Raw genomic sequence first — 20,251 nt, 5'->3', positions numbered from 1 at the left:
GTTCCGAGGCGTGTGGTGCGTATTTTCTGTAGGAGCGAGGCTTGCCCGCGATAGCGTTGTGTCAGACAGCCCCTGATCGCGGGCAAGCCTCGCTCCTACGCAAGCTTTTCGCAAACGCCAATCTACCTCGCCCCTTGGCGGATTACTCGGGTCGATGACAACCGTCGATCAGAAGGCCGGGCCTCACTTGGTGGTGTAGCCACCGTTGATCAGCAGGGTCTGGCCGGTGATCCACCAGCCGTCGGTGACCAGATGACGGATGAAGGGCACCACGTCCTTGATGTCGGTCAGGCCGGTCTTGCTGAAGCCGGACAGCGCCGCGGCGGTCTTGTGGTAAGCCACGGCGTCGGCGCCTTCGGCCGGGTAGAAAAATGGCGTGTCCATCGGCCCAGGGCCCACGGCGGTCACCGAGATGCCGCGGGCGCCGAATTCCTTGGAGGCGGCGCGGGTGAAGTGTTCCACCGGTGCCTTGGCCCCGCCGTAGGCAGCATAGAACGGTGTGTAGGCGCCGAGCAGCGAGGTCACCAGCGACACCAGCTTGCCGTGGTCCTCCAGGTGCTTGCCGGCTTCCTTGATAAAGAAGAACGCGCTCTTGGAGTTGACCGCGAACATGTCGTCGTACTCGGCTTCGCTGATCTCGACTATGGGTTTTTTCAGGACCTTGCCCACGGTGTTGATGGCGATGTCGATCTTGCCGAAACGCGCCTTGGCGTCGCTGAAGAGTTGCTCCACGGCCGCGGCGGCGGTCAGGTCGGCCTGCCAGGCGTGGGCATCGACGCCCAGGTTCTTGATCGCCGCCACGGTCCGGTCGGCGTCGGCCTTGCTGGCGGCGCTGTTGTAATGCACGGCGATGGCCTTCACGCCATGGGCGGCCAGGTCCCGGGCGATCAGGCCGCCCAGGTTCTTCGCGCCACCGGCGATCAACGCCACTTTATTGTTCAAGGAATGGTCTGCCATGGAAAAACTCCTTCAACCTGTGAGGTGAAGGCCCAGTCTAAGCAGCCGCGAGTCAGGGATAAGCCCGGTCAATCTGGATGGATTGTCCGGGGAAATTGCCCAATCCCGACTGCGGTGCCGGACCGGGATGTCGCTACAATCGACGTTTTTCTCCTGGAGCCTTACCCATGAGCCCATCCCATCGTCGTCCGGTTCCGCTGGCCAAGGCCTACCGTCTGCTCAACCACGGGCCGACCGTGCTGGTCAGCGCCACCCATGGCGGCCAGCGCAACATCATGGCCGCGGCCTGGGCCATGCCGCTGGATTTCGAGCCGCCGAAAGTCGCCGTGGTGCTCGACAAATCCACCTGGACCCGGCAACTGCTGGAAGCCTCCGGCACTTTCGTGCTCAACGTGCCGTGCGCCGCCCAGGTCGATATCGCGCAGACCGTGGGTTCCACTTCCGGCCTGGAACTGAATCGCGACCAGGGCCGCGACAAGTTCGAGCGCTATGGCCTGCCGACCTTCGCCGGCGAGCTGATCGACGCACCGCTGCTCGAGGGTTGCGTGGCCTGGCTCGAATGCCGGTTGCTGCCGGAACCGCACAACCATGAACGCTACGACCTGTTCCTCGGCGAGGTCATCGCCGCCCAGGCCGATGAGCGAGTGTTCAGCGACGGCCGCTGGCATTTCACCGGGCACGATGCCTTGCGCACCCTGCACCATGTGGCGGGCGGGCATTTTCTGACGATTGGCGATGCGCTGGATGGCAAGACCCTGGCCTTGTGAACCGCCTGCGCCGCTACCCCCGTAGCCGCTGCCGAGCCCGCGAGGTTGCGATCGATCGCGCAGCGGTCGCCAAACCAGGCGCCGCATTCATCCAGCTAAACCGCGTGCGCAGGTTTGGCGAGGACTGCGTCCTCGAACGCAGCCTCGCTTCGCTTGACAGCGGCTACAGGCGGGCTTACCAGCTGACGGTGTTCAGGGCGTCGGCGAAGACCTTGAGTTTCGGCGAGTACTGGCGCGACGGCGGGTAGACCAGCGACAGTGCCCGGCTGCGTCCGGAGAAGGCCTGCAGGATCGGCACCAGGCGGCCGTCGGCGAGGGCGTCCTCGACGGCGAAGTTCATCAACTGGGCGATGCCGAAGCCCCCCAGCACACCGTCCACCAGCGCGTCGCCGATATCGAAGATCAGCCGGCTGGGCACGCTGACATCGCGCACCTTGCCGTCGCGCATGAACTGCCAGTCCACCAGGCGCCCGCTGCGCAAATTGCGCACGGTCAGGCAGTTGTGCTGTTGCAGCTCTTCCACCGTCTGCGGCGTGCCATGGTGCGCCAGGTAGGCCGGGGATGCCACCGTGACCCAACGCAGCGGCGCCAGCGGCCGGGCGATCAGGCGCTGGTCCTGGATCTCGCCGGTGCGCAGGATGGCGTCGAAGCCTTCGTCGACGATGTCCACCAGGCGATCGGTCATCACCGCCTCGATGCTCAGGTCCGGGTATTGCTCGGTCAGGCGTCCGATCAACGGCATCACCACCTTGCGTCCGAACAGCGACGGCGTGCTGATTTTCAGCAGCCCGGTGGGCGAGTCGCGGCGGTCCAGCAGCAGGCTTTCGGTCTGCGCCAGTTCGGCCAGCAGCGGCGCGGCGCGCTCCACCAGCAGCTGGCCGTCCGGGGTCAGGCTGACGCTGCGGGTGTTGCGTTGCAGCAGGCGCACGCCCAGTTGCTGCTCCAGGCGCGAAATGGCCCGCGACAGGCCGGACTGGGTCAGCCGCAGATCGCCGGCGGCGCGGGTAAAGCTGCGGGTCTCGGCGACCCGGACCAGCAAACGAACGGCATTCAGATCCATGATTAAAGTCATCACTGAAAGAGCAATGACGGTATTTATCATCTAATCGGCATCAAAGAAACTGAGGGTCCTTGATTCATCCCCCTTTATTTTCCACACAAGGACTCGACGTGATGCCCGCCACCTCTTCAGTCAGGCCGTCAGGCTGGATGCTGCTCCTGCTGGCCAGTGCGCAGCTGATCATCGCCCTGGACGCGACTATCGTTTTCGTCGCCTTGCCGGAGATCGGCAGCCACCTGGGGTTTTCCGCGCAACAGTTGCAATGGGTGGTCAGTGCTTACAGCGTGGCCTTCGGCGGCTTCCTGCTGCTGGGCGGTCGGGCGGCCGACCTGCTGGGTAAGCGCCGTTTCTATATCGTCGGGCAAAGCCTGTACGCCCTGGCTTCGCTGGCCGGCGGCCTGGGCGGCAGCGCACTGCTGCTGGTGCTGGCGCGGGCGGTACAGGGTGTCGGCGGGGCGATGCTGTTCCCGGCGACGCTGGCGCTGATCAACAGCCATTACCCCGAAGGGCCGGCGCGCAACCGGGCGTTCGCGGTGTGGAGCGCGGCCTCGGCGGCGGGCCTGGCCCTGGGCGCGTTGCTCGGTGGCGTGCTGACCCAATGGTGGGGCTGGGAGGCGGTGTTTCTGGTCAACGTTCCGCTGGCTGGGGCCTGTGCCTTGCTGGCCCGGCGCTGGATTCCGGCCGATGGCCAGCGCGAGCGTGGCCGGCGTTTCGACCTCAGCGGCGCCTTGACCGTGACGGTGGGCGGCACGCTGTTGGTGTTCGCCATCGTCCAGGGCCCGGAATGGGGCTGGAGCGCCCCGGCGACCCTGGGCTGCGGGGCGCTGGCGCTGTTGCTGCTCGGGGTGTTCGTGTGGATCGAACAGCGTGGCCACGACCCGCTGATGCCGCTGCGCCTGCTGGCCCATCGCGAGCTGCGCCTGGCGATGTTCCTTACGGCCTTGTTCATGAGCAGCTTCGGCGTGCAGTACTACTTCCTCGCCCTGTATTTCCAGCAGGTCTACGGCTACAGCGTGCTGCAAAGCGGCGTGGCGTTTTTGCCGGCGACGCTGCTGTGCACCGTGGGCATCTGGCTGGCCGAACGTTCGTTGCTGCGCTTCGGGCTGCGGGCGACCCTGGTCAGCGGCTTGCTCCTGGGCGCACTGGGCATTGGCGGGGTGTATGTGGCGCTGCCCGACGGGGCGGGGTTCTGGAGCCTGATGCCGGGCATCGTGGTGCTGAGCATCGGCCAGGGCATGACCTGGACCGCCATGTGGGTTTCGGCCGGGCAGGGCATTGCGCCGGGCGAGCAGGGCGTGGCGGCGGGCATTGCTTCCACCAGCCAGCAGATCGGCGGCGCGCTGGGGCTGGCGCTGCTGGTGTCCCTGGCCAACGCCGGGCTGGGCGGCTCACAGGCCGTCGGCATCGAGCAGGCGGTAGGTGCCAGCGCCTTGCTCGCCCTGCTGGGGGCGCTGTTGGCCCTGCGTTTGCGGGTGCCGGCGTCTGGCTCCGAGAGCCTGGCGGCAACTGCCGAGCGCGGCTGAGTGGCAGCAGATGACAGTGCACCTGTAGCCGCTGCCGAGCGAAGCGAGGCTGCGAACGAGGACGCAGTCCTCGCCAATCCTGCGCATGCGGTTTGCCTTAGAGGAACGCATCGCCCGCCTTTACGGCCGCTGCGCTGCCGATCGCAGCCTCGCGTTGCTCGGCAGCGGCTACAGGGTGAGTCAGCGTGAGAGCTCAGATCCACACATCATTGGCGGCAGTGCGTTCGCCGCCTTCTTCACCGGTGTTGCGTACGCCCTTGGGTTCGATCAGCAGCAACTTGACCTCCTGTTCGGCGTACGGCTTGTGCTTCATGCCCTTGGGCACGACAAACATCTCGCCCTGGTTGATGGTCACCTGGCCGTCGGCAAAGTCGATGCGCAGTTGGCCTTCGAGGACGATAAAGGTCTCGTCGGTGTGCGGGTGGTCGTGCCAGATGAAGTCCCCTTGCAGCTTCACCAGTTTGAACTGGTAGTCGTTCATTTCGGCGATGACACGGGCTTGCCAGTGGTCGTCGAACAGGCTGAGTTTGTAGGCGAAATTCAGGCTCTGGTAAGTGATGGGCGTGGTGTTGGCTGGGTTCATGCTGCGGCTCCGTAAAGAGGTGATCGGGCCTCTACGGTAATCAGCGCGGTGCTGCGGTTCTTGTACGATTGTGCGTGCCGGGCGGGGTTCAGCGGCCGTGCATTTTCAGCCAGCGCGCCGGCGGCAGGCCGTAGGTCTTGCTGAATTGCCGGGTCATGTGGCTCTGGTCGGTGAAACCGGCCAGCAGCGCCGCGCTGACCAGCGACTGGCCTTGCAGCAACAGCGCCCGGACCAGGTCCAGGCGGCGCATGGTGAGGTAGCGATAGGGGCTGGTGCCGAACAGCAGGCGGAAGTCCCGCGACAGGCTCCAGCGGTCGCGACCGCTGTGGGTGGCCAGTTCGTCGAGGGTGATGCTCTGGTCCAGGGCGCTGTGCATGTATTCCCGCGCCCGCTCCGCGGCCTGATAGTCGAAGCGCTGCGCCGGCCGGGAAACGCCGGACACGGCATTCAGCGCATGGGCCAGATCGAACAGCGCGTCTTCCTGTTCCAGCGGGTCCAGCGGGCCGTCCACGCTGCGCAGCAAGGTGTCGGTGGCGGCGAACAAGCGTGGATCGGTGGACAGGCCGTTCTTGATGAAGGGCAGCGGCTGGCCGCCGAGGATCTGCTGGATCAGCGCCGGCTCGATATACAGCATGCGGTAATGGAAACCGTCCTGGGTGCCGGCTTCGCCGTCATGCACTTCATCCGGATGCAGCACCATGGTCCCGCCCGGCAGGTTATGGCGCCAGCCGCCGCGGTACTGGAAACTCTGCACGCCGGACAGCGTGCGGCCGATGGCGTAGGTGTCGTGACGGTGCAGGTCGTAGCCATGCCCGGCGAAAAACGCCTCGATACGCTCCAGCCCTCGGGCGGGAGGCGCGCGGTGGACCCAGTCTTTGCGGGGGGCGGGCTTGCCCATGAAACTATCCTCGACACAACGTCAGGCCCGTACGGTAACCCAGGAGGGCGCACCTGTCTTCAGCGCGTCATCCGTCCACGTCGGCTTTCTTGGCCTCTTTGCCGAGGGTGCCGAACTCGATCGGCGTCTTGATGTAGAACAGCGCAATGTCCTCGTCCTCCAGGCGTTCGAACAGCCGGGCCGACTCCTCTTCGGTGAGTGCCAGGCGGACCTCGATGGGCTGGTCGGCCAGTTCGAAAAAGTGGGCGGAGTGCAGCCGGCCGGTGTGGCCGAAGCCTTCGATGGCGGTGCTCATGGTCGCGCCGCGCAGGCCCAGTTCATTGGCCAGGTCGACGAGCCAGTCCCCCAGCATTTTGCCGTGGTAGCGGCGATTCTGCTGGGTGAAGAAAATCACCAGGAAACCGTTCATGAGCGTTCTCCAATGGCCTCCATTACTTTCAGCATAGCCCCGGGGGTAGGGCGGGAGTGCTATGTCCAATGTCGTTCTGCCGGGCGGGATACGGACCCGACGCAAGGTCAAGTCCAAGGGGCTGCGGTTCTCGACCCTGGACGCGATCTGCCAATACCTGGAGTGTCAGCCGGGCGACCTGTTGATCCACGAGCCCGAGGTGGAGTAGCGTCAGCGTCCCCCCTCATGGCTGCCGTCTATAGTCGTTCACGCAAATGGCTGGACCGCTTTGCCGGCAGTTGCTACCTGCTGTTCGGCGCCCATCAGGTGGCCAATCGCTGAAGCCGGGGCTGGGCGCACGCCATGGATTTTCAGGGTCAGGAGACAGGACATGAGCTTTGCTTTTCGCCCCGTGCAGGATCGGGATATTCCACGGATCTGCGGTTTTGCCCGGGATCCCGGCGAGTTGTTTTTCTTTTTCCCGGCGGCCACCTGGCCGCTGACTCACGAGCAACTGCGCGACTCCATTGCCCAGCGCTCTGATTCGACAGTGATCGAACGGGACGGCCAGGTGCTGGGTTTCGCCAACTTCTACCAATGGGGCACCCACGGCACCTGCACCATCGGCAATGTCATCGTCGATCCCGATGCCCGTGGCGCCGGGGTCGCCGGGCAGTTGATCGGCGAAATGCTGCGCATCGCCCGGGACAAGCACCAGGCCGCGCAGGTGACCCTGTCCTGCTTCAATGACAACGTGGCGGGCCTGCTGCTGTATCCCAAGCTCGGTTTCGTGCCGTTCGCCATCGAAGAGCGCCGGAACAAACAGAATCAGCGGGTGGCGCTGATTCACCTGCGACATCAGCCGGCTTGAGCGGTCCGATACAAGCGCTGAACCACTTTTTTAACGGGAACAAACCATGAGCAAGCTGCGGGTCGGGATTATTTTTGGTGGCCGTTCGGCCGAACACGAAGTGTCACTGCAATCGGCGCGCAACATCGTCGATGCGCTGGATCGCGAACGCTTCGAGCCGGTGCTGATCGGCATCGACAAGAACGGCCACTGGCACCTCAACGACACCTCGAACTTCCTGATCAACCAGGAAAACCCGGCGCTGATCGCCCTCAACCGGTCCAACCGCGAACTGGCCGTGGTGCCGGGCAAGGCCAGTCAGCAACTGCTGGAAACCTCCAGCCAGGAACTGCTGGGCCACGTCGATGTGATTTTCCCCATCGTCCACGGCACCCTCGGCGAAGACGGCTGCCTGCAGGGCCTGCTGCGCATGGCCGACCTGCCGTTCGTGGGTTCCGATGTGCTGGGTTCGGCAGTGTGCATGGACAAGGACATCAGCAAGCGCCTGCTGCGCGATGCCGGCCTGGCGGTGACGCCCTTTATCACCCTGAACCGGGCCACCGCGGCGCGCACCGACTTTGCCCTGGCGCAGGGCAAACTGGGCCTGCCGATGTTCGTCAAGCCGGCGAACCAGGGCTCGTCCGTGGGCGTGAGCAAGGTCACCAGCGCGGCGGAATACCACGCGGCGATCGAGCTGGCGCTGGGCTTCGATGAAAAGGTCTTGGTGGAGTCGGCGGTCAGTGGTCGCGAGATCGAATGCGCGGTGCTGGGCAACGACCAGCCGATCGCCAGCGGTTGTGGGGAAATCGTGGTCGGCAGCGGTTTTTATTCCTACGACAGCAAATACATCGACGACCAGGCGGCCCAGGTGGTGGTGCCGGCGGACCTCAACGAAGAGGTCAGCGAGCGCATTCGCACCCTGGCGGTCGAGGCGTTCCAGGTGCTGGGCTGTTCGGGGCTGGCGCGGGTCGATGTGTTCCTGACCCAGGGCGGCGAAGTGCTGATCAACGAGATCAATTCGCTGCCCGGTTTCACCCGCATCAGCATGTATCCGAAGCTGTGGCAGGCCGCGGGCATGACCTATAGCGAACTGGTCAGTCGCCTGATCGAGTTGGCGCTGGAGCGCCATGCGGCGCGCCAGGCATTGAAAATCAGCCGCTGAATTCTGGAGTGAACAATGAGCGTTGCCACTGAAGCGTCGCAGTACCTGTTTTCCTACGGCACCTTGCAGGACAAGGCCGTGCAACTGGCCAACTTCGGTCGCGAGCTGGAGGGCAGCGCGGACGCGCTGCCGGGGTATGAACAGGCCTGGGTGCAGATCACCGACCCCCAGGTGCTGGCCACCAGCGGCAAGACCCATCACCCGATCCTGCGCCCGGGCAGCGCAGCCAGCGCGCCGATCCCGGGGACGGTGTTTCGCATTACTGCCCAGGAGCTGGCCGCGGCGGACAGCTACGAGGTGGCGGACTACAAGCGCGTGAGTGTGGTGCTGCAGTCCGGGATCGAGGCGTGGGTGTATGTGAGCGTTTGAGGCCCGGGCTCAGTTCACAGTCGTGGCCATGTAGTACAGCATCGTGCACCACAGCGTTGCCCCGAGAGCCATGAACACATAGTTGATCGGGGTGAACCGCGCGTTGCTTTCGCCCAGCGGGTCACCGGCGGCGGCGTTGAGGCCGCGCTGGCCCTTGAAGGTCACCAGCGCCTGGATCGGCAACAGCACCAGGCTGGCGATATCCAGCCACAGATTGTCGGGATGCCTTTTGGACATGCCATCAAGGCCGTGGCTGATCAGCAGTATCACCACGAACTGCGAAGCCAGGTCCCACGGTAGCCAGTCATGGCGACGGCCGTTTTTCTTGATCAGGGTATTGGCTTCGCGGTACAGCGCGTGGGTGTAGAACAGCATGAGCATGGCCCGGGCAATGGGCCACATGGGTTGTCCGCTGGCCTGCTTGAACTGCTGCCAGTTCTTGTAGGCCCAGTACAGCAGGTAGAGGCCGAAGGTCAGCATGAACAGGGTCATGAACTTGGTCTTGGACACTACGTAGAAAGGGCGCTGCACGTCGCTGGCAGTGGCCAGCAGGGCTTGAGGCGGGGCATAGAGCTTGTCAGACACGATCATTCCTTTGTGGGTCTACAGGGCGCGCAAGATTAACCCGGTGCGATGCCAAGGACCTATCGCGATAAATCTGAAGATGCGGTTTCAGGCGCGCCCGATCCAGGAATACTGGAAGGACTTCTCCTCGCCCCGGTGGCCGCGGCGGCGATAGCTGGCCAGGGTCGCGCTGGAACAGTAGGTGCAGTGCTCGCAGTGTTCGATCTGCTCCTCATCGATACCCGCCGCGCGCAACAGGTTCAGGGCATAGAGGCTCAGGTCGAACCACAGCGAGTCCGGCCGGGTCGGCGCTGGCGGGGCAATCTCCGGGGGCAGCCGTGGCGCGGGGCGCTCCTGGCTCCAGGGTGTCTGCTCCGGCGACCACAGGTGGCCTTGGGTGGCCGACAGGGTGTTAATGAAATCCGGGCTGACTTCGTAGCAGCAAGGCTTGATCGACGGGCCGAACGCCACGCGCAACTGATGGGCGGCGATGCCCTTGGCGGCGAAGTGCTGCAGCACATTGTCGATGATGCCGCCGTGCAAGCCTTTCCAGCCGGCATGGACCGCGGCGACCCACGAGGCGTCCTCGCTGCTGATCAGCAGCGGCAGGCAGTCGGCGGTGATCACCGCAATGGGGCGACCGGTGCGGGTGAACACCGCGTCGCCGCGGATGATGCCGCTCGGCAGGGTGGTGCTGGCCTCCACCACCTCGCCGGTGTGGGCCTGGGAGCAGAAGAACAGGTTGGCGGGCTTTGTTGCCCCGATACGCGAAAACTCGTGACGGATGCCCGGTATCTGCTTCAACACTGGCGCCTGGAAACTCATCGGACCTTCGCTCTGTTGCCTTGGACTGCTACAGAGCATAGCGGGATCATGAGTCCTTTTGCTGACAGAGGCCTGTCAACTGGTCGGCAGCTCGTCCGATCGCGGCATCAGTTTTTCAGCGGGATATAGAGTTCGACCACGCTGTCCGGGTGCATCGGCCCGAAAAAGCGCTCCCCGGTGTACTCGAACTCCACCCCTTCATCGGCCCGCATCCCGGCGGCCGGCAGCCATTCGCTGTAGGCGGCGCGGAAGGTCTCCGGCAGGGTCTGCACCGTGCCCCGATGCTCGACCCGGGCGTACTGGCGGGCGGGGATTTCCAGTTCCACCATGCCGTCCACCAAGGGCGCCTCGGCGCTGACCGGCAGCCCGGCGACGTAGCGCCATTGGCCGTCGCCCAAGGGCTGGCAAATACCATAAGTGCCGACCGGTTCGGCCAGGCGCTGGATCTCCTGCTCCCGTGGCTCGAAGCGCTGCCACAGCTCGGCAATCGAGCCCTGGTCATCCTGCTGCCAGGCCATGCCGATGATGCGCTGCGCCGCCAGCGTCACCCGCACCGGCGTCTGCGGCGCCGGCAGGCTGCGTTCGGGCTGCGCCAGATAACGCTGCAACTGGCCGAGCACATTCTGGCTGCGGGCGATCTGGGTTTCCAGCTCACCGGCATGGGCCTGCAACGCCTGGCGCAGACTCAACACACTGTGCAGCGCACCGCTGTCCGCCAGCCCACGAATCTCCTCCAGCCCCATGCCCAGCTGCCGCAACCAGACAATGCGCCCGAGGACGCCGATCTGCTCCGGCTTGTAATAGCGATAACAGTTGTCCTGCCCGGTCAGCGACGGGATGAACAGACCGATGCTGTCGTAGTGGCGCAAGGTCTTGGTGGTGAGGCCATGGCAGCGGGCCATTTGACCGATGGTGAGCATGCAAACGTCCTTTTTTGTGATGAGGGTCAAGCGGCACTTTAGGGGTTTACCCAAGGGCAAGCTCAAGGCTGTTCTACGGTATTTTTTAAGTGTCCGAGAGTCTTTCAGAGAGGTCTGGAGGGTAAATAGGCGCGGGATGACAGCCAGGTTTTGTTTGTAACCCTATAACGCGCAAGTGCTGAGAAGAAGCATTAGCGCTTTGTATTTCTATGTGGGTATGAACATGAAACGACTGGTTTGCCATCGAGATGTTGAGGGGTATTCCCTGACGCAAATAGAAAGCCCTTTTTTTGCGCTTTATGAGGTTAAGCGAGCACTGGCAGATCCAGAGGGGTTAACGGGACTGTGCGATCTGTTTGAGGCTTGTGGATTGTCAGTTGGGCAAAACTACACCGAGCAAGACCGGTGCAAGGTTCTGGAAAAAGTTGAATCGGGTGATTGGTTGATGGTGTCGGATGATCCCTTCAGCCCCCTGAGCGCTGATACGTTTGGTAAATACTCAAGCCTCTCGGGCAGGACGTTCTCTTTGGGGAGTTACACCTTGCGCCAGCTTCCCGCCTCGGATTTGCCATTGATTCAGGGTGAGGTGCTCACGCTGGAGAGGGTGGCGACAGATTCTCAGAAGGTAGACGGTCCGGGTAAATGGATTCTCAAGAAAATTGATTACGATGGTGTCAGGAATTCATTAGTGGTCTTTGCCAACCGGCTGACTTCATTTGGCGAGGAGGGGCGGATGTTTTTGGGAGAGGGAAAGGATTTTATGAATACTTCCCGAACCTTGATTCAAGAGTGGGTACCTCTCACTGAGGAAGAGCGTCATTTTTCACATCAGTCTTCTGTTCATCGATATGGCGAGTTGCGTCATATCAGCCAGCGCTTCATTGAAGGGGCAGACAGCTGGCCTGTCTCTGGGAGTTCCTGGCACTGGCAGCCAGTGACCGCTGACGTTGTCTATGAGTACAAAAAGGAGCGGTAATGTTTTTTTTCAGGAAGCTGAGCCGGACCCGGATCTGGCAGTTTTGGGGCGGGCTCGATGTGCTCTATTTGTTGTGGTACGTCACGAGCAGTGTACGGCTGGGCAAGGCTCCGTTCTGGGATGACCTGACTGTGGCGACTGAAGTGCTCAAGGATCATGGAACCGCTGCTGTGGTTATGGTGATGATCAATTGGGGTTTGCAGCTATCGATAGTCGTCAGCGCTTTCCTGTTTCTGTTTCAGCGCAAAGAAGCCAAGTGGCTGGGGCTTGCGCAAATCCCTTTGCGTTTGGTGTTTGTCGTGCCGTCTTTTTCCGTGCTTCTGATCGGCGCGTATTTTTTTCCGAACTACAACCCGCTGATGATGCTGGGGATGATTGTGCTGTCTGAAATCATCAAGGGCTGGAGTTTATGCGCGATCAGGAACACCCCCTAAGGGCGAGGGGCTGGAGCCTGAGTCATTGGAGCCTGATCGAGGATAGAACCGCTCAGACCGATTTCACCGGCTTGATCAGGCTCGCGGCGGGGATGCCGAACAGTTGGTGCAGTTTCCAGATCATTGGCAGGGTTAGGGCGCGTTTGCCGTTGAGCACTTCGTAGACCCGGTTGGTTCGGCCGATGGCCGGTGCCAGGTCGGCGGCCGACAGGCCCGATTGCTCCATGCGGAACTTGATGGCATCGATCGGGTTGGGCAGGTCGATGGGGAAGTGCTTGGCTTCATAGGCTTCGATCAGGGTGATCATCACGTCGAAGTAGTCGCCTTCTGCGGTGCCGGGTTCGGGCTCGTTATCGAACAGCGCCGACACCTGCTTGAGTGCCGCGCGGTAATCCTGATCGGTGTGAATGGGGCGAATCTGCATGGTCGTTACTCCATTTCAACGCGGTCGGCGTCGATGGCATCGTACTGCTGGTGAGTGCCAACGAACTTGATGTAGAGGGCGCCAAAGCGGTAAGCCACGGCAACTACCAAGCGGTAGTCATTGCCTTTGATGTTGAACACCACACGACGGCTTTTAAGAATGCTGGCGCTGCAAAACTGCTCCTTGATCTGCGCCGGGGTGGACCAGTTGGCATTGCGCGCTTCATCGATCCAGGCCAGAAGCGGTTGTTCGACATCCGGGTGCTGTTCCCAGAACGTCTTCAAATGACTGACGGCGATAATCCTCATGGCTCGAAATCCTAGTCCCGTCATGGGACTTAAGCAATGGGATGAGAGAGGAAGGCGATGGACGGATAGCCACCGAGGCTACCCGTCCCAGAGGTGTTGCTCAGTGTCGATCAGCGCCTGCTGTCATCGCGGTGTGCACATCATCCATCACCGCTTTACCCATCTCACCCAGGTAATGTGCCGCCCAAGCATAGCGGTCCGCCTGCGGTTCCATGGCCGCATCCAGGGTCAACTGTTTTGCCAGATGTAGCAGCAACGAGGCGTGTTCCAGGGCATCGGCCAGGGGCACGTCGGCGTTGACCCGCAGCAGCGGGCGTTGGCCTTCGCCACAATTGGCAAAGGTTATTTCGCCGAGGGTGTGCAGGGAGGAAGGGGATGGATTGAGGGTGTGTTTCATGGTGAACCTCCTTGATTCGAAGAATCATCACCGTCTGCCGCCAAACAGATCAGGGTGACAGGTTACGCAGGATTGGCGGACCGGGAATCAAGGCAACCGGCGAACCCGAAGGTTCTCCCACGCAACCCGTCATAACGCAGGTATGCGGGCGCAAAAAAAGCGCCTGCAAAGGTGGGGGCGCTTGTGCGCATCGATTCTATCAGGCCGCCAAGCCTGTTCGCTGGTTTTGCAGCGATGGTCGAACCATAGGGTGGAAGAGATGGAGTCGCAACGCTGTTACTGCGACATTCTGTGACTGTGGGATATGCGCATTTCTTGAAGCCCTAAAGGATTCTGTAGCCGCTGCCGAAGGCTGCGATAAGGCCCGAAGGGCCTTCGGCGCCAGTAAGATCGCTGCGCCCGTTCCGGTCGATCGCAGCCTTCGGCAGCGGCTACAGGGGCCAATGGGCCTTCGACTGGGGCGTTAGGCCTTTTGGGTAGCCGCTGCCGAAGGCTGCGATAGGACCGAAGGTCCTCCAGCGGTCTCACGATTCCTGCGCCCCCTGCGGGGTCGTTCGCAGCCTCGCGGGCTCGGCAGCGGCTACAGGCCTGTGTTCAGCACCTTGGCCATTTCCGCGGTGGCCGCCCAGCCCAATCCGGCATACACCGGCTTGCCCACTTCGGTGGCATGCAGCACGGCGAAGCTCAGCCCGCGCTGGATGAATTCGGCTTCCGCCAGCTTCATCAGCGCCGAGGCCAGCCCTCGGCGCCGGTAGGCGGGTTCGACGTACAGGTTGAGCACATAACCGCGCTGGTCCTGGGTCGGATGGGCCGGGTGGGGCGGCCAGTCGATGCTCATCAAGCCAATGGCCGCCACCGGTTGCTGGCCGTCCAGCAGGGCAAAGCCGTAATAGCGGCCATCGGGCAAACACTCGCGCAGCCATGGGCGGAAGTGTTCGCTCATCACTTGCAGGGCCGCGGGTTCGCCTCCGGCTTCGAGGAACATCGCCTCGCGGTGCCGGCAGACCAGTTCGAGGTCGTCGGCCACCAGCCGGCGCACGACCAAGCCTGAAAAATCGATACCACCGGGAATCGGGTTCATCGCCTGCACCTCGGCCAAAAAACCTGATGCTAGGAGCGATCGAAAGACGGCGTCAGACACAGAACGCAGGAAAAATCGGCATACAGCATTCACCCCCCATGCCTGCGCTTGCGCGGCGTGAAAAATAAAAAGGGCCCACCTCGCGGCAAGCCCTTTGGGTTTTCCTGCGTTGGCCTCAATCCCCCAACGCTGCCCCTTCACGCCGTGGATCGGCGCCACCGGCCCATGAGGTTTTACCCTGGGCATCGCGCACCCGCACGATCGCCTGGGTGCCGCTGGTCATGTCGATGTCGGTCAGCTCATGTCCCTTGGCTTTCAGCGCCGCTTTCAACCCAGGTGTGAACTGGCCTTGTTCCAGTTCGGTCGGGCCGTTGCGGCTGCCGAAGTTGGGCAGGCTGATGGCGGCTTGCGGGTCGAGGTTCCAGTCGAGCATGCCGATCACCGACTTGGCCACGTACTCGATGATCTGCGAGCCGCCCGGCGAGCCGACGGTGGCCAGCAGTTCACCGCTGTCGCGGTCGAAGACCAGGGTCGGCGCCATGGACGAGCGTGGGCGCTTGCCCGGCTGCACGCGGTTGGCCACCGGCTGGCCGTTCTCTTCGGGGATGAAGGAGAAGTCGGTCATCTGGTTGTTGAGCATGAAGCCCTGGACCATCAGGTGCGAGCCGAAGGCCGCCTCCACGGTGGTGGTCATGGACACCGCGCCGCCCTGGTCATCCACCGCCACCACTTGCGAGGTGGAGATGCGCATCGGCGAGCGGTCCGGGGCGTAGGCCACCTGGATGCCCTGGGGCTTGCCGGGCTCGGCCTTGGCCATGCTGCGCTCGCCGATCAAGGCGGCGCGCTGCGCCAGGTATCGCGGAGCGACCAGGCCGGCGATCGGTACCGGGGCGAAGTCCGAATCCGCCACGTACAAAGCGCGGTCGGCGTAGGCCAGGCGTTCGGCTTCGGCGATCAGGTGCACCGCTTCAGGCGCCGGTTCGAGGCCGGCCGGCAGATGGGTCTTGGCCGGTTTCAACGGTGGCAGCGCATAACGCGGATCGCGGGCTTCCAGCGCCTGCAGGGTGCCGAGGATCTGCGCCAGGGCGATACCGCCCGACGAAGGCGGCGGCATGCCGCAGACCTGCCAGCGCTTGTAGTCGGTGCACAGCGGTTCGCGCTCCTTGGCGCGGTAGCCTTGCAGGTCGTTGAGCGACAGGCTTCCCGGGTTGGTATGGCCCTGCACCTTGGCGACGATTTCCCGGGCGACCGGCCCTTGGTACAGAGCGTTCGGACCCTCTTTGGCGATGCGTTCGAGCACGGCGGCCAGCTGCGGGTTTTTCAGCAGGGTGCCGACGGCTTTCGGCGTGCCATCGGCCTTCAGGAAGTAGGCGGCCATGTCCGGCGATTTCGCCAGGTACGGATCGGCGACGATCATGCTGTGCAGGCGCGGGGAGATCGGGAAACCCTGGTCCGCCAGGCGAATCGCCGGTTCGAACAGCTGCGCCCACGGCAGGCGGCCGTGTTTTTCATGGGCCAGTTCCAGGGCGCGCAGCACGCCGGGCGTACCCACCGAACGTCCGCCGATCTGTGCCTGCGGGAACGGCATGGGCTTGCCGTCGGCTTGCAGGAACAGCTTCTCGGTGGCCCCGGCCGGCGCGGTTTCGCGACCGTCGTACGTGCGCACCGCCTTGCCGTCCCAGAGCACGATCAAGGCCCCGCCGCCGATACCCGACGACTGCGGCTCCACCAGGGTCAATACCGCTTGCATGGCAATCGCCGCATCGATGGCCGAACCGCCCTTGCGCAACATTTCGCGCCCGGCTTCGGCCGCCAACGGGTTGGCCGCGGCCGCCATATGCCGGTCGGCGTGCTGCACTTGCAGGTCGGTGCGATAACCCGAAGCGATTTCCGGGGCGGGGGGCAAGGCGGTGTGGGAAGGGGCGGAAGCGTTGCAGGCGGCGAGGCTTAAGGCGACGGCTAGCAACGAGAAACTGGCAAGCCGGCGGTGACGCGGATTGAGGGTCGAGAACACGCGTTGAACTCCGTTCACTGGGTAAATGATGTGTCGTCCGTGGGGAGGAATGTACAACAGTGAGCGGGCCCATGCTGACCCTTTCGCTGGGCGCTACGGTGCCGGGATTGCCGGTACTTGCGGGCAAGGCCCGATGCCGGACGCTGGCCTGGAGGCGGCCGGTGGCGCCGCTGGGATTTCTGGGGGCTTGGGCTTTGGCATTGAAGGCGCGGGGCGCGGGGCGCCTTGAATCAAGGTAGAAACACCGTGCCGGCAATGGCAGCCACAGGCCGGCGGGCCTGCCTGTGGCTGCCTCAGGCTCGTATCAGACCGAGATCCCGTGCAAACGTAGCCAGGCATCCAGCGCCAGCGCTGTTTCCAGGCTGTGCCGGCTCATTTGCGTATTGAAGTGGCCCTCGGGCTGGCGCAGTTCCTCGGCCATATAGGCGTGGGATACGATGCCGAACACCGGGTTCCCCGTGTCCTGCAGAAGCTGCCGGGCACTCTGACGCAGGAAGCGTTCGTAGCCCAGGTCGGCTGAGGTCGGATAGGGACTCTTGCGGCGTTTGAGCACCGCCTCCGGTACGAAGTCGGCACAGGCCTGCTTGAGCAGCCACTTTTCCTCGCCATCCTTGCTCTTGATCGACCAAGGCACGTTATAGATGTACTCGACCAATTGGTGATCGGTGAACGGCACACGTACCTCGAGGCTGTTGCACATGCTCAGGCGGTCCTTGCGATCCAGCAGCATCACCATCCAGCGTTTCAGGTGCATGTGGCAAAGCTCGCGCATCCGGCGTTCGTGCGGGCTGTCTTGCGCCAGGTGTTCGACCTGGTGCAGCGCATCGTCGTAGCTCGCCTGTTGGTACTGGGCGAGATCGCATTGGCGGTTGAAGTCGGCATTGATAAAAGCGGCCGGCAACTTCACCCGCGACGCCCATGGAAAGGACGCGGAGGCGATGACCTGAGGATCACGGAACCAGCCATAGCCACCGAAGACTTCATCGGCACCCTCCCCGGAGATGGCCACCGTGGAGTGCTTGCGAATTTCCCTGAACAACAGGTTCAACGAGGTATCCATGTCGCCGAAGGTGAACGGTACGTCCTTGGCGCGGAACACCTCCTCGCGCGCCAGGTCGGAGATCAGCTCCTCGTTGTCGATGAGGACGGTCTGGTGCCGGCTACCGATGAACTCCGCGGCCAACAGGGCAAAGGGCTGGTCCTGGTCGGGACGCAGGTCGTCGCTCTTGAACTGCGCGGACTGGCCAGTGAAGTCCACCGAAAAGGAATTGATATCCCCGCCGGTCTTCGCCTTGACGATACGTTGCGCGATGGCCGTGAGGGTGGTGGAGTCAAGCCCGCCGGACAGCAGCGAGCACACGGGAACGTCGGCATACAACTGCGAACCCAGCGCGTGGGTGACCAACTCGCGGGTCTGTTGCACGGTCGTCTGCAGGTCGTCCTGGTGCTCCTGACGGCGTACCTTCCAGTAGCACTGGATCTTCATCTGCCCATTGGGGCGCCAGGACAGGAAGTGGCCGGGAAGCAGCTCCATCAGGTTCCGGAAAGGCGTCTGGGCGGTTCCCTTCGACAGCGTGAGCACGTCGACCAGCCCCGTCACCTCCAGCCCCGTGGTGAACTCCGGGTGAGCCAGGATGGCCTTGATCTCCGAGCCGAAGAGCAGCCCTTCGCGATGCCGGGCATAGAACAGCGGCTTGATCCCCAGGCGATCGCGTACCAACAGCAGGTGGCCGTCGCGTCCGTCGAACAGGGCGAAGGCGAACATGCCTGTCAGGTGATCGCAGCAACGCTCGCCCCATTCCAGGTAGGCATGCAGCACGACCTCGGTATCGCTGCGGGTCTGAAATTCATGCCCCGCCTGTCGTAGCTGGTCGCGCAACGCATCGTGGTTGTAGACCTCCCCTGTGTAGACCAGCGAGACCTCCTGGCCGTCCGCAAAGCGATAGACCATTGGCTGGGTACCGCCGCTCAGGTCGATGACCGCCAGCCGCCGATGCCCCAGCAGAGCATGTCGATGTTTCCATATGCCTTCGGCATCAGGCCCGCGCAGTGCGAGCGTATTGGTCATGGCGCGAATCGCAGGGTCTTCCCCTTCGAGCCTGCGCGTATAGTCTACCCATCCTGTGAGACCACACATTTAGTAACTCCTGTCATTAATCATTGAACCGCGCCAGCTCTGTCTTGAGCGAGTCATGCCACCTTGGCTGACTCGTCAACGAGGCGGGTCTCGTGCAAATACCTGCGTTATTCAGGGTTGCAAACGCCGCACCTTCCAGCCCGTATCGCTGCGGTCATAGCGCAGGCGCTCATGCAGGCGTTCCTGGCCGTTACCCCAGAACTCCAACGACTCAAGCCGCAACTCAAACACGCAATAACCCTCGGGACGCGGCAGCGGACCTTGCACGTCGGCCAGTTCCCTGGCGGCGCTGCGCATGGCTTGAACATCCTTGAGTTCTTCACTCTGGCGAGACACCGATGACATCGGATGCGTGGCATAAGGGCGCTTCAGCCACGCCTCGTCAGCCTTGGCATCCGGCATGCGCACGGCCTGGCCATTGAGGATGATCTGCTGGCTGGTTTCGCGCCAATACAGCACACCCGAGGCCCAGGGGTTCTCTGTCAGTTCGCGGCCTTTCTGGCTTCCGGCATGGGTGCTGAACAGCACCCCGGTGTCATTGATCTCGCTGATCACCACGATGCGCGTCGAAGGCCGGCCCTGGCTGTCCGCCGTGGCCAGCGCCAGCGCACGGGGTTCGCGGATGCCCACGCGGCGTGCGCGTTCGAGCCAGTTGTGCAGCACGCTCATGGGATCGACAGGCAGCGTCTGGTACTCGGGAAACGGCGCATCCAGTGTGCCGGTCAGGGATTCCGACATGCCTTTACCCAGCAGCGGCTGGCCTAGTACTGAACTGTTCATAGAACGATGGTCCCCCGTCCGAAGGTGACGCCATTGCCTGATACTTCGACCCGCGTCAGTTGGTCGGCGCGGCCCTCGGTCCTGGCGAACATGAGTGAAGGGCGGCCGATTTCCACGCCCTGAAGAATCTCGATCTGCTGGCCGAACTCGATCTGGCCATGACGCGCCAGATGAATCGCCAAGGGCCCGGCAGCGGAGCCCGTGGCCGCATCCTCGACCACCCCATAGGCCGGTGAGAACATCCGGCTGCGCCAACGCCGTCCCGCACCGGCAAAACAGTTGATGGCCATGTCGTGGAAGCTGGACAGGGCTCGGTGGTCGGGGTGCAGGGCGGACAACGCGGCGATGCTCGGCAGGCCGACAAACACATGACGCGGGCCGTTGTGATAGATCTCGATGGGAAAGGTCGAGTCGCTGATGCCCAGGGCCTTGAGCAATTCGGCGTCGCGCCCCAGGGCCGTCCAGGTCGGTATCGGCTGGTCCATGCTGGCGGCGACGACGTTGCCGTTCTGGCGCTCCAGGTCAAAGGCGATGGTGCCCATCTGGGTTTCCAGGAACAGCCGGTGATTGTCGGTGTGCGCACCCAGGGCAATGGCCGTGCCCAGCAACGGGTGCCCGGCGAAGGGCAGTTCGTTGACCGGGGTGAAGATCCGGATCAGCGCATCGCCACAGTTGCGTGGCTTGAGCACGAAGGTGGTTTCCGACAGGTTCATCTCTCGGGCGATGCGTTGCATTTGCTCGGCCGACAAGTCATCGGCGTCAAAGAACACCGCGACCGGATTGCCTTCCAGCGGGGCGCTGGCAAAGGCGTCGATGATGACGTAATGGTGCATG

At 63.2% G+C, this 20,251-nt stretch carries 24 protein-coding genes and 1 pseudogene; 9 read left to right on the top strand and 16 right to left on the bottom strand.

The window, feature by feature from the left end; genetic code table 11:
- Window positions 1-183 precede the first annotated feature (183 nt).
- Window positions 184-957, bottom strand: coding sequence for an SDR family oxidoreductase (locus AC07VU_RS17680; RefSeq protein ID WP_062824608.1), 774 nt, complete (start codon window positions 955-957; stop codon window positions 184-186).
- Between the two features lie 167 nt (window positions 958-1,124).
- On the opposite strand from AC07VU_RS17680, the gene AC07VU_RS17675 reads away from it, so the two are divergent.
- Entirely contained in the window at window positions 1,125-1,724 is a 600-nt protein-coding gene (locus AC07VU_RS17675; protein ID WP_274304630.1) for a flavin reductase family protein, read from the top strand.
- Window positions 1,725-1,899: 175 nt separating this feature from the next.
- Here AC07VU_RS17675 and AC07VU_RS17670 read toward each other — a convergent pair whose 3' ends face one another.
- Window positions 1,900-2,784 carry a LysR family transcriptional regulator gene (locus tag AC07VU_RS17670; RefSeq protein WP_274304629.1) on the bottom strand — a complete coding sequence of 295 codons (885 nt, stop codon included), beginning with the start codon at window positions 2,782-2,784 and terminating at the stop codon, window positions 1,900-1,902.
- Between the two features lie 113 nt (window positions 2,785-2,897).
- On the opposite strand from AC07VU_RS17670, the gene AC07VU_RS17665 reads away from it, so the two are divergent.
- Window positions 2,898-4,307 carry an MFS transporter gene (locus tag AC07VU_RS17665; protein ID WP_274304628.1) on the top strand — a complete coding sequence of 470 codons (1,410 nt, stop codon included), beginning with the start codon at window positions 2,898-2,900 and terminating at the stop codon, window positions 4,305-4,307.
- Between the two features lie 193 nt (window positions 4,308-4,500).
- Here the strand turns inward: AC07VU_RS17665 and AC07VU_RS17660 are convergent, their stop codons facing one another.
- The 3 genes from AC07VU_RS17660 to AC07VU_RS17650 form a co-directional block, all read right to left on the bottom strand.
- Complete coding sequence (locus AC07VU_RS17660; RefSeq protein WP_009045608.1) at window positions 4,501-4,890, bottom strand: cupin domain-containing protein; 390 nt, start codon at window positions 4,888-4,890, stop codon at window positions 4,501-4,503.
- Window positions 4,891-4,978: 88 nt separating this feature from the next.
- Complete coding sequence (locus AC07VU_RS17655) at window positions 4,979-5,788, bottom strand: AraC family transcriptional regulator (protein ID WP_274304627.1); 810 nt, start codon at window positions 5,786-5,788, stop codon at window positions 4,979-4,981.
- 67 nt (window positions 5,789-5,855) lie between these two features.
- Window positions 5,856-6,197 carry a DUF190 domain-containing protein gene (locus tag AC07VU_RS17650; protein ID WP_274304626.1) on the bottom strand — a complete coding sequence of 114 codons (342 nt, stop codon included), beginning with the start codon at window positions 6,195-6,197 and terminating at the stop codon, window positions 5,856-5,858.
- 61 nt (window positions 6,198-6,258) lie between these two features.
- On the opposite strand from AC07VU_RS17650, the gene AC07VU_RS17645 reads away from it, so the two are divergent.
- From AC07VU_RS17645 to AC07VU_RS17625, 5 genes and pseudogenes are all read left to right on the top strand, one after another.
- Window positions 6,259-6,405 (top strand): helix-turn-helix domain-containing protein, encoded by a 147-nt coding sequence (locus tag AC07VU_RS17645; RefSeq protein ID WP_277589602.1) that lies wholly within the window; start codon window positions 6,259-6,261, stop codon window positions 6,403-6,405.
- 5 nt (window positions 6,406-6,410) lie between these two features.
- Window positions 6,411-6,518: pseudogene (locus AC07VU_RS17640) on the top strand (lysine transporter LysE); the annotation flags it as partial.
- Between the two features lie 49 nt (window positions 6,519-6,567).
- Window positions 6,568-7,047 carry a GNAT family N-acetyltransferase gene (locus tag AC07VU_RS17635; protein WP_495030199.1) on the top strand — a complete coding sequence of 160 codons (480 nt, stop codon included), beginning with the start codon at window positions 6,568-6,570 and terminating at the stop codon, window positions 7,045-7,047.
- Window positions 7,048-7,093: 46 nt separating this feature from the next.
- Entirely contained in the window at window positions 7,094-8,188 is a 1,095-nt protein-coding gene (gene ddlA, locus AC07VU_RS17630) for a D-alanine--D-alanine ligase (protein ID WP_495030198.1), read from the top strand.
- Window positions 8,189-8,203: 15 nt separating this feature from the next.
- Window positions 8,204-8,557, top strand: coding sequence for a gamma-glutamylcyclotransferase family protein (locus AC07VU_RS17625; RefSeq protein WP_009045601.1), 354 nt, complete (start codon window positions 8,204-8,206; stop codon window positions 8,555-8,557).
- A gap of 9 nt (window positions 8,558-8,566) precedes the next feature.
- On the opposite strand, the gene AC07VU_RS17620 is transcribed toward AC07VU_RS17625, so the two are convergent.
- The 3 genes from AC07VU_RS17620 to AC07VU_RS17610 form a co-directional block, all read right to left on the bottom strand.
- Complete coding sequence (locus AC07VU_RS17620) at window positions 8,567-9,148, bottom strand: hypothetical protein (protein WP_495030197.1); 582 nt, start codon at window positions 9,146-9,148, stop codon at window positions 8,567-8,569.
- 81 nt (window positions 9,149-9,229) lie between these two features.
- Window positions 9,230-9,946 (bottom strand): purine nucleoside phosphorylase YfiH/LACC1 family protein, encoded by a 717-nt coding sequence (locus AC07VU_RS17615; protein ID WP_053262632.1) that lies wholly within the window; start codon window positions 9,944-9,946, stop codon window positions 9,230-9,232.
- Window positions 9,947-10,053: 107 nt separating this feature from the next.
- Complete coding sequence (locus AC07VU_RS17610) at window positions 10,054-10,866, bottom strand: MerR family transcriptional regulator (RefSeq protein ID WP_495030196.1); 813 nt, start codon at window positions 10,864-10,866, stop codon at window positions 10,054-10,056.
- A 223-nt stretch (window positions 10,867-11,089) separates the two neighbouring features.
- Here AC07VU_RS17610 and AC07VU_RS17605 point away from each other — a divergent pair, with 223 nt between their 5' ends.
- Together AC07VU_RS17605 and AC07VU_RS17600 are read left to right on the top strand one after the other, a co-directional pair.
- Entirely contained in the window at window positions 11,090-11,842 is a 753-nt protein-coding gene (locus AC07VU_RS17605) for a hypothetical protein (protein ID WP_277589597.1), read from the top strand.
- The gene (locus AC07VU_RS17600) at window positions 11,842-12,276 is read left to right on the top strand and encodes a hypothetical protein (protein ID WP_274304618.1); all 435 of its coding nucleotides are present in this window, start codon (window positions 11,842-11,844) and stop codon (window positions 12,274-12,276) included. The genes AC07VU_RS17605 and AC07VU_RS17600 overlap by 1 nt, the downstream gene beginning before the upstream one ends.
- 52 nt (window positions 12,277-12,328) lie before the next feature.
- Here AC07VU_RS17600 and AC07VU_RS17595 read toward each other — a convergent pair whose 3' ends face one another.
- The 8 genes from AC07VU_RS17595 to AC07VU_RS17560 form a co-directional block, all read right to left on the bottom strand.
- A complete protein-coding gene (locus AC07VU_RS17595; protein ID WP_274304617.1) occupies window positions 12,329-12,700 on the bottom strand; it encodes a helix-turn-helix domain-containing protein in 372 nt (123 codons plus the stop codon).
- Window positions 12,701-12,705: 5 nt separating this feature from the next.
- Window positions 12,706-13,008: a type II toxin-antitoxin system HigB family toxin gene (locus AC07VU_RS17590; protein WP_150052862.1), complete on the bottom strand. Its 303-nt coding sequence runs from the start codon at window positions 13,006-13,008 to the stop codon at window positions 12,706-12,708.
- A gap of 100 nt (window positions 13,009-13,108) precedes the next feature.
- Window positions 13,109-13,405 (bottom strand): DUF3077 domain-containing protein, encoded by a 297-nt coding sequence (locus AC07VU_RS17585; RefSeq protein WP_007926256.1) that lies wholly within the window; start codon window positions 13,403-13,405, stop codon window positions 13,109-13,111.
- A 580-nt stretch (window positions 13,406-13,985) separates the two neighbouring features.
- Window positions 13,986-14,486 (bottom strand): GNAT family N-acetyltransferase, encoded by a 501-nt coding sequence (locus tag AC07VU_RS17580; protein ID WP_457274915.1) that lies wholly within the window; start codon window positions 14,484-14,486, stop codon window positions 13,986-13,988.
- A 175-nt stretch (window positions 14,487-14,661) separates the two neighbouring features.
- Complete coding sequence (gene ggt, locus AC07VU_RS17575) at window positions 14,662-16,500, bottom strand: gamma-glutamyltransferase (protein ID WP_495030195.1); 1,839 nt, start codon at window positions 16,498-16,500, stop codon at window positions 14,662-14,664.
- A gap of 304 nt (window positions 16,501-16,804) precedes the next feature.
- Window positions 16,805-18,637, bottom strand: a complete 1,833-nt coding sequence (gene asnB / locus AC07VU_RS17570) for an asparagine synthase (glutamine-hydrolyzing) (protein WP_495030194.1) — start codon at window positions 18,635-18,637, stop codon at window positions 16,805-16,807.
- Window positions 18,638-18,748: 111 nt separating this feature from the next.
- Entirely contained in the window at window positions 18,749-19,417 is a 669-nt protein-coding gene (phzG, locus tag AC07VU_RS17565; protein WP_495030193.1) for a phenazine biosynthesis FMN-dependent oxidase PhzG, read from the bottom strand.
- Entirely contained in the window at window positions 19,414-20,250 is an 837-nt protein-coding gene (locus tag AC07VU_RS17560; RefSeq protein WP_007923184.1) for a PhzF family phenazine biosynthesis protein, read from the bottom strand. Before AC07VU_RS17560 ends, phzG begins: the two co-directional genes overlap by 4 nt.
- Window position 20,251: the final 1 nt, after the last annotated feature.

Source organism: Pseudomonas sp. GW821-FHT02B10 (assembly GCF_059421865.1).
Note: the sequence above shows the minus strand (reverse complement) of the source record. Positions and strands in the feature narration are given on the sequence as shown.

What these genes read in the sequence shown, in the direction of transcription:
- AC07VU_RS17625 (WP_009045601.1), top strand. Translation starts at nt 8,204, where the DNA reads ATGAGCGTTGCCACTGAAGCGTCGCAGTACCTGTTTTCCTACGGCACC.
- AC07VU_RS17650 (WP_274304626.1), bottom strand. Translation starts at nt 6,197, where the DNA reads ATGAACGGTTTCCTGGTGATTTTCTTCACCCAGCAGAATCGCCGCTAC.
- asnB (WP_495030194.1), bottom strand. Translation starts at nt 18,637, where the DNA reads ATGTGTGGTCTCACAGGATGGGTAGACTATACGCGCAGGCTCGAAGGG.
- AC07VU_RS17590 (WP_150052862.1), bottom strand. Translation starts at nt 13,008, where the DNA reads ATGAGGATTATCGCCGTCAGTCATTTGAAGACGTTCTGGGAACAGCAC.
- AC07VU_RS17595 (WP_274304617.1), bottom strand. Translation starts at nt 12,700, where the DNA reads ATGCAGATTCGCCCCATTCACACCGATCAGGATTACCGCGCGGCACTC.
- ddlA (WP_495030198.1), top strand. Translation starts at nt 7,094, where the DNA reads ATGAGCAAGCTGCGGGTCGGGATTATTTTTGGTGGCCGTTCGGCCGAA.
- AC07VU_RS17645 (WP_277589602.1), top strand. Translation starts at nt 6,259, where the DNA reads ATGTCCAATGTCGTTCTGCCGGGCGGGATACGGACCCGACGCAAGGTC.
- AC07VU_RS17560 (WP_007923184.1), bottom strand. Translation starts at nt 20,250, where the DNA reads ATGCACCATTACGTCATCATCGACGCCTTTGCCAGCGCCCCGCTGGAA.
- AC07VU_RS17635 (WP_495030199.1), top strand. Translation starts at nt 6,568, where the DNA reads ATGAGCTTTGCTTTTCGCCCCGTGCAGGATCGGGATATTCCACGGATC.
- AC07VU_RS17670 (WP_274304629.1), bottom strand. Translation starts at nt 2,784, where the DNA reads ATGGATCTGAATGCCGTTCGTTTGCTGGTCCGGGTCGCCGAGACCCGC.
- AC07VU_RS17605 (WP_277589597.1), top strand. Translation starts at nt 11,090, where the DNA reads ATGAAACGACTGGTTTGCCATCGAGATGTTGAGGGGTATTCCCTGACG.
- AC07VU_RS17585 (WP_007926256.1), bottom strand. Translation starts at nt 13,405, where the DNA reads ATGAAACACACCCTCAATCCATCCCCTTCCTCCCTGCACACCCTCGGC.
- phzG (WP_495030193.1), bottom strand. Translation starts at nt 19,417, where the DNA reads ATGAACAGTTCAGTACTAGGCCAGCCGCTGCTGGGTAAAGGCATGTCG.
- AC07VU_RS17615 (WP_053262632.1), bottom strand. Translation starts at nt 9,946, where the DNA reads ATGAGTTTCCAGGCGCCAGTGTTGAAGCAGATACCGGGCATCCGTCAC.
- AC07VU_RS17660 (WP_009045608.1), bottom strand. Translation starts at nt 4,890, where the DNA reads ATGAACCCAGCCAACACCACGCCCATCACTTACCAGAGCCTGAATTTC.
- AC07VU_RS17665 (WP_274304628.1), top strand. Translation starts at nt 2,898, where the DNA reads ATGCCCGCCACCTCTTCAGTCAGGCCGTCAGGCTGGATGCTGCTCCTG.
- AC07VU_RS17675 (WP_274304630.1), top strand. Translation starts at nt 1,125, where the DNA reads ATGAGCCCATCCCATCGTCGTCCGGTTCCGCTGGCCAAGGCCTACCGT.
- AC07VU_RS17655 (WP_274304627.1), bottom strand. Translation starts at nt 5,788, where the DNA reads ATGGGCAAGCCCGCCCCCCGCAAAGACTGGGTCCACCGCGCGCCTCCC.
- AC07VU_RS17600 (WP_274304618.1), top strand. Translation starts at nt 11,842, where the DNA reads ATGTTTTTTTTCAGGAAGCTGAGCCGGACCCGGATCTGGCAGTTTTGG.
- AC07VU_RS17580 (WP_457274915.1), bottom strand. Translation starts at nt 14,486, where the DNA reads ATGAACCCGATTCCCGGTGGTATCGATTTTTCAGGCTTGGTCGTGCGC.
- AC07VU_RS17620 (WP_495030197.1), bottom strand. Translation starts at nt 9,148, where the DNA reads ATGATCGTGTCTGACAAGCTCTATGCCCCGCCTCAAGCCCTGCTGGCC.
- AC07VU_RS17680 (WP_062824608.1), bottom strand. Translation starts at nt 957, where the DNA reads ATGGCAGACCATTCCTTGAACAATAAAGTGGCGTTGATCGCCGGTGGC.
- AC07VU_RS17610 (WP_495030196.1), bottom strand. Translation starts at nt 10,866, where the DNA reads ATGCTCACCATCGGTCAAATGGCCCGCTGCCATGGCCTCACCACCAAG.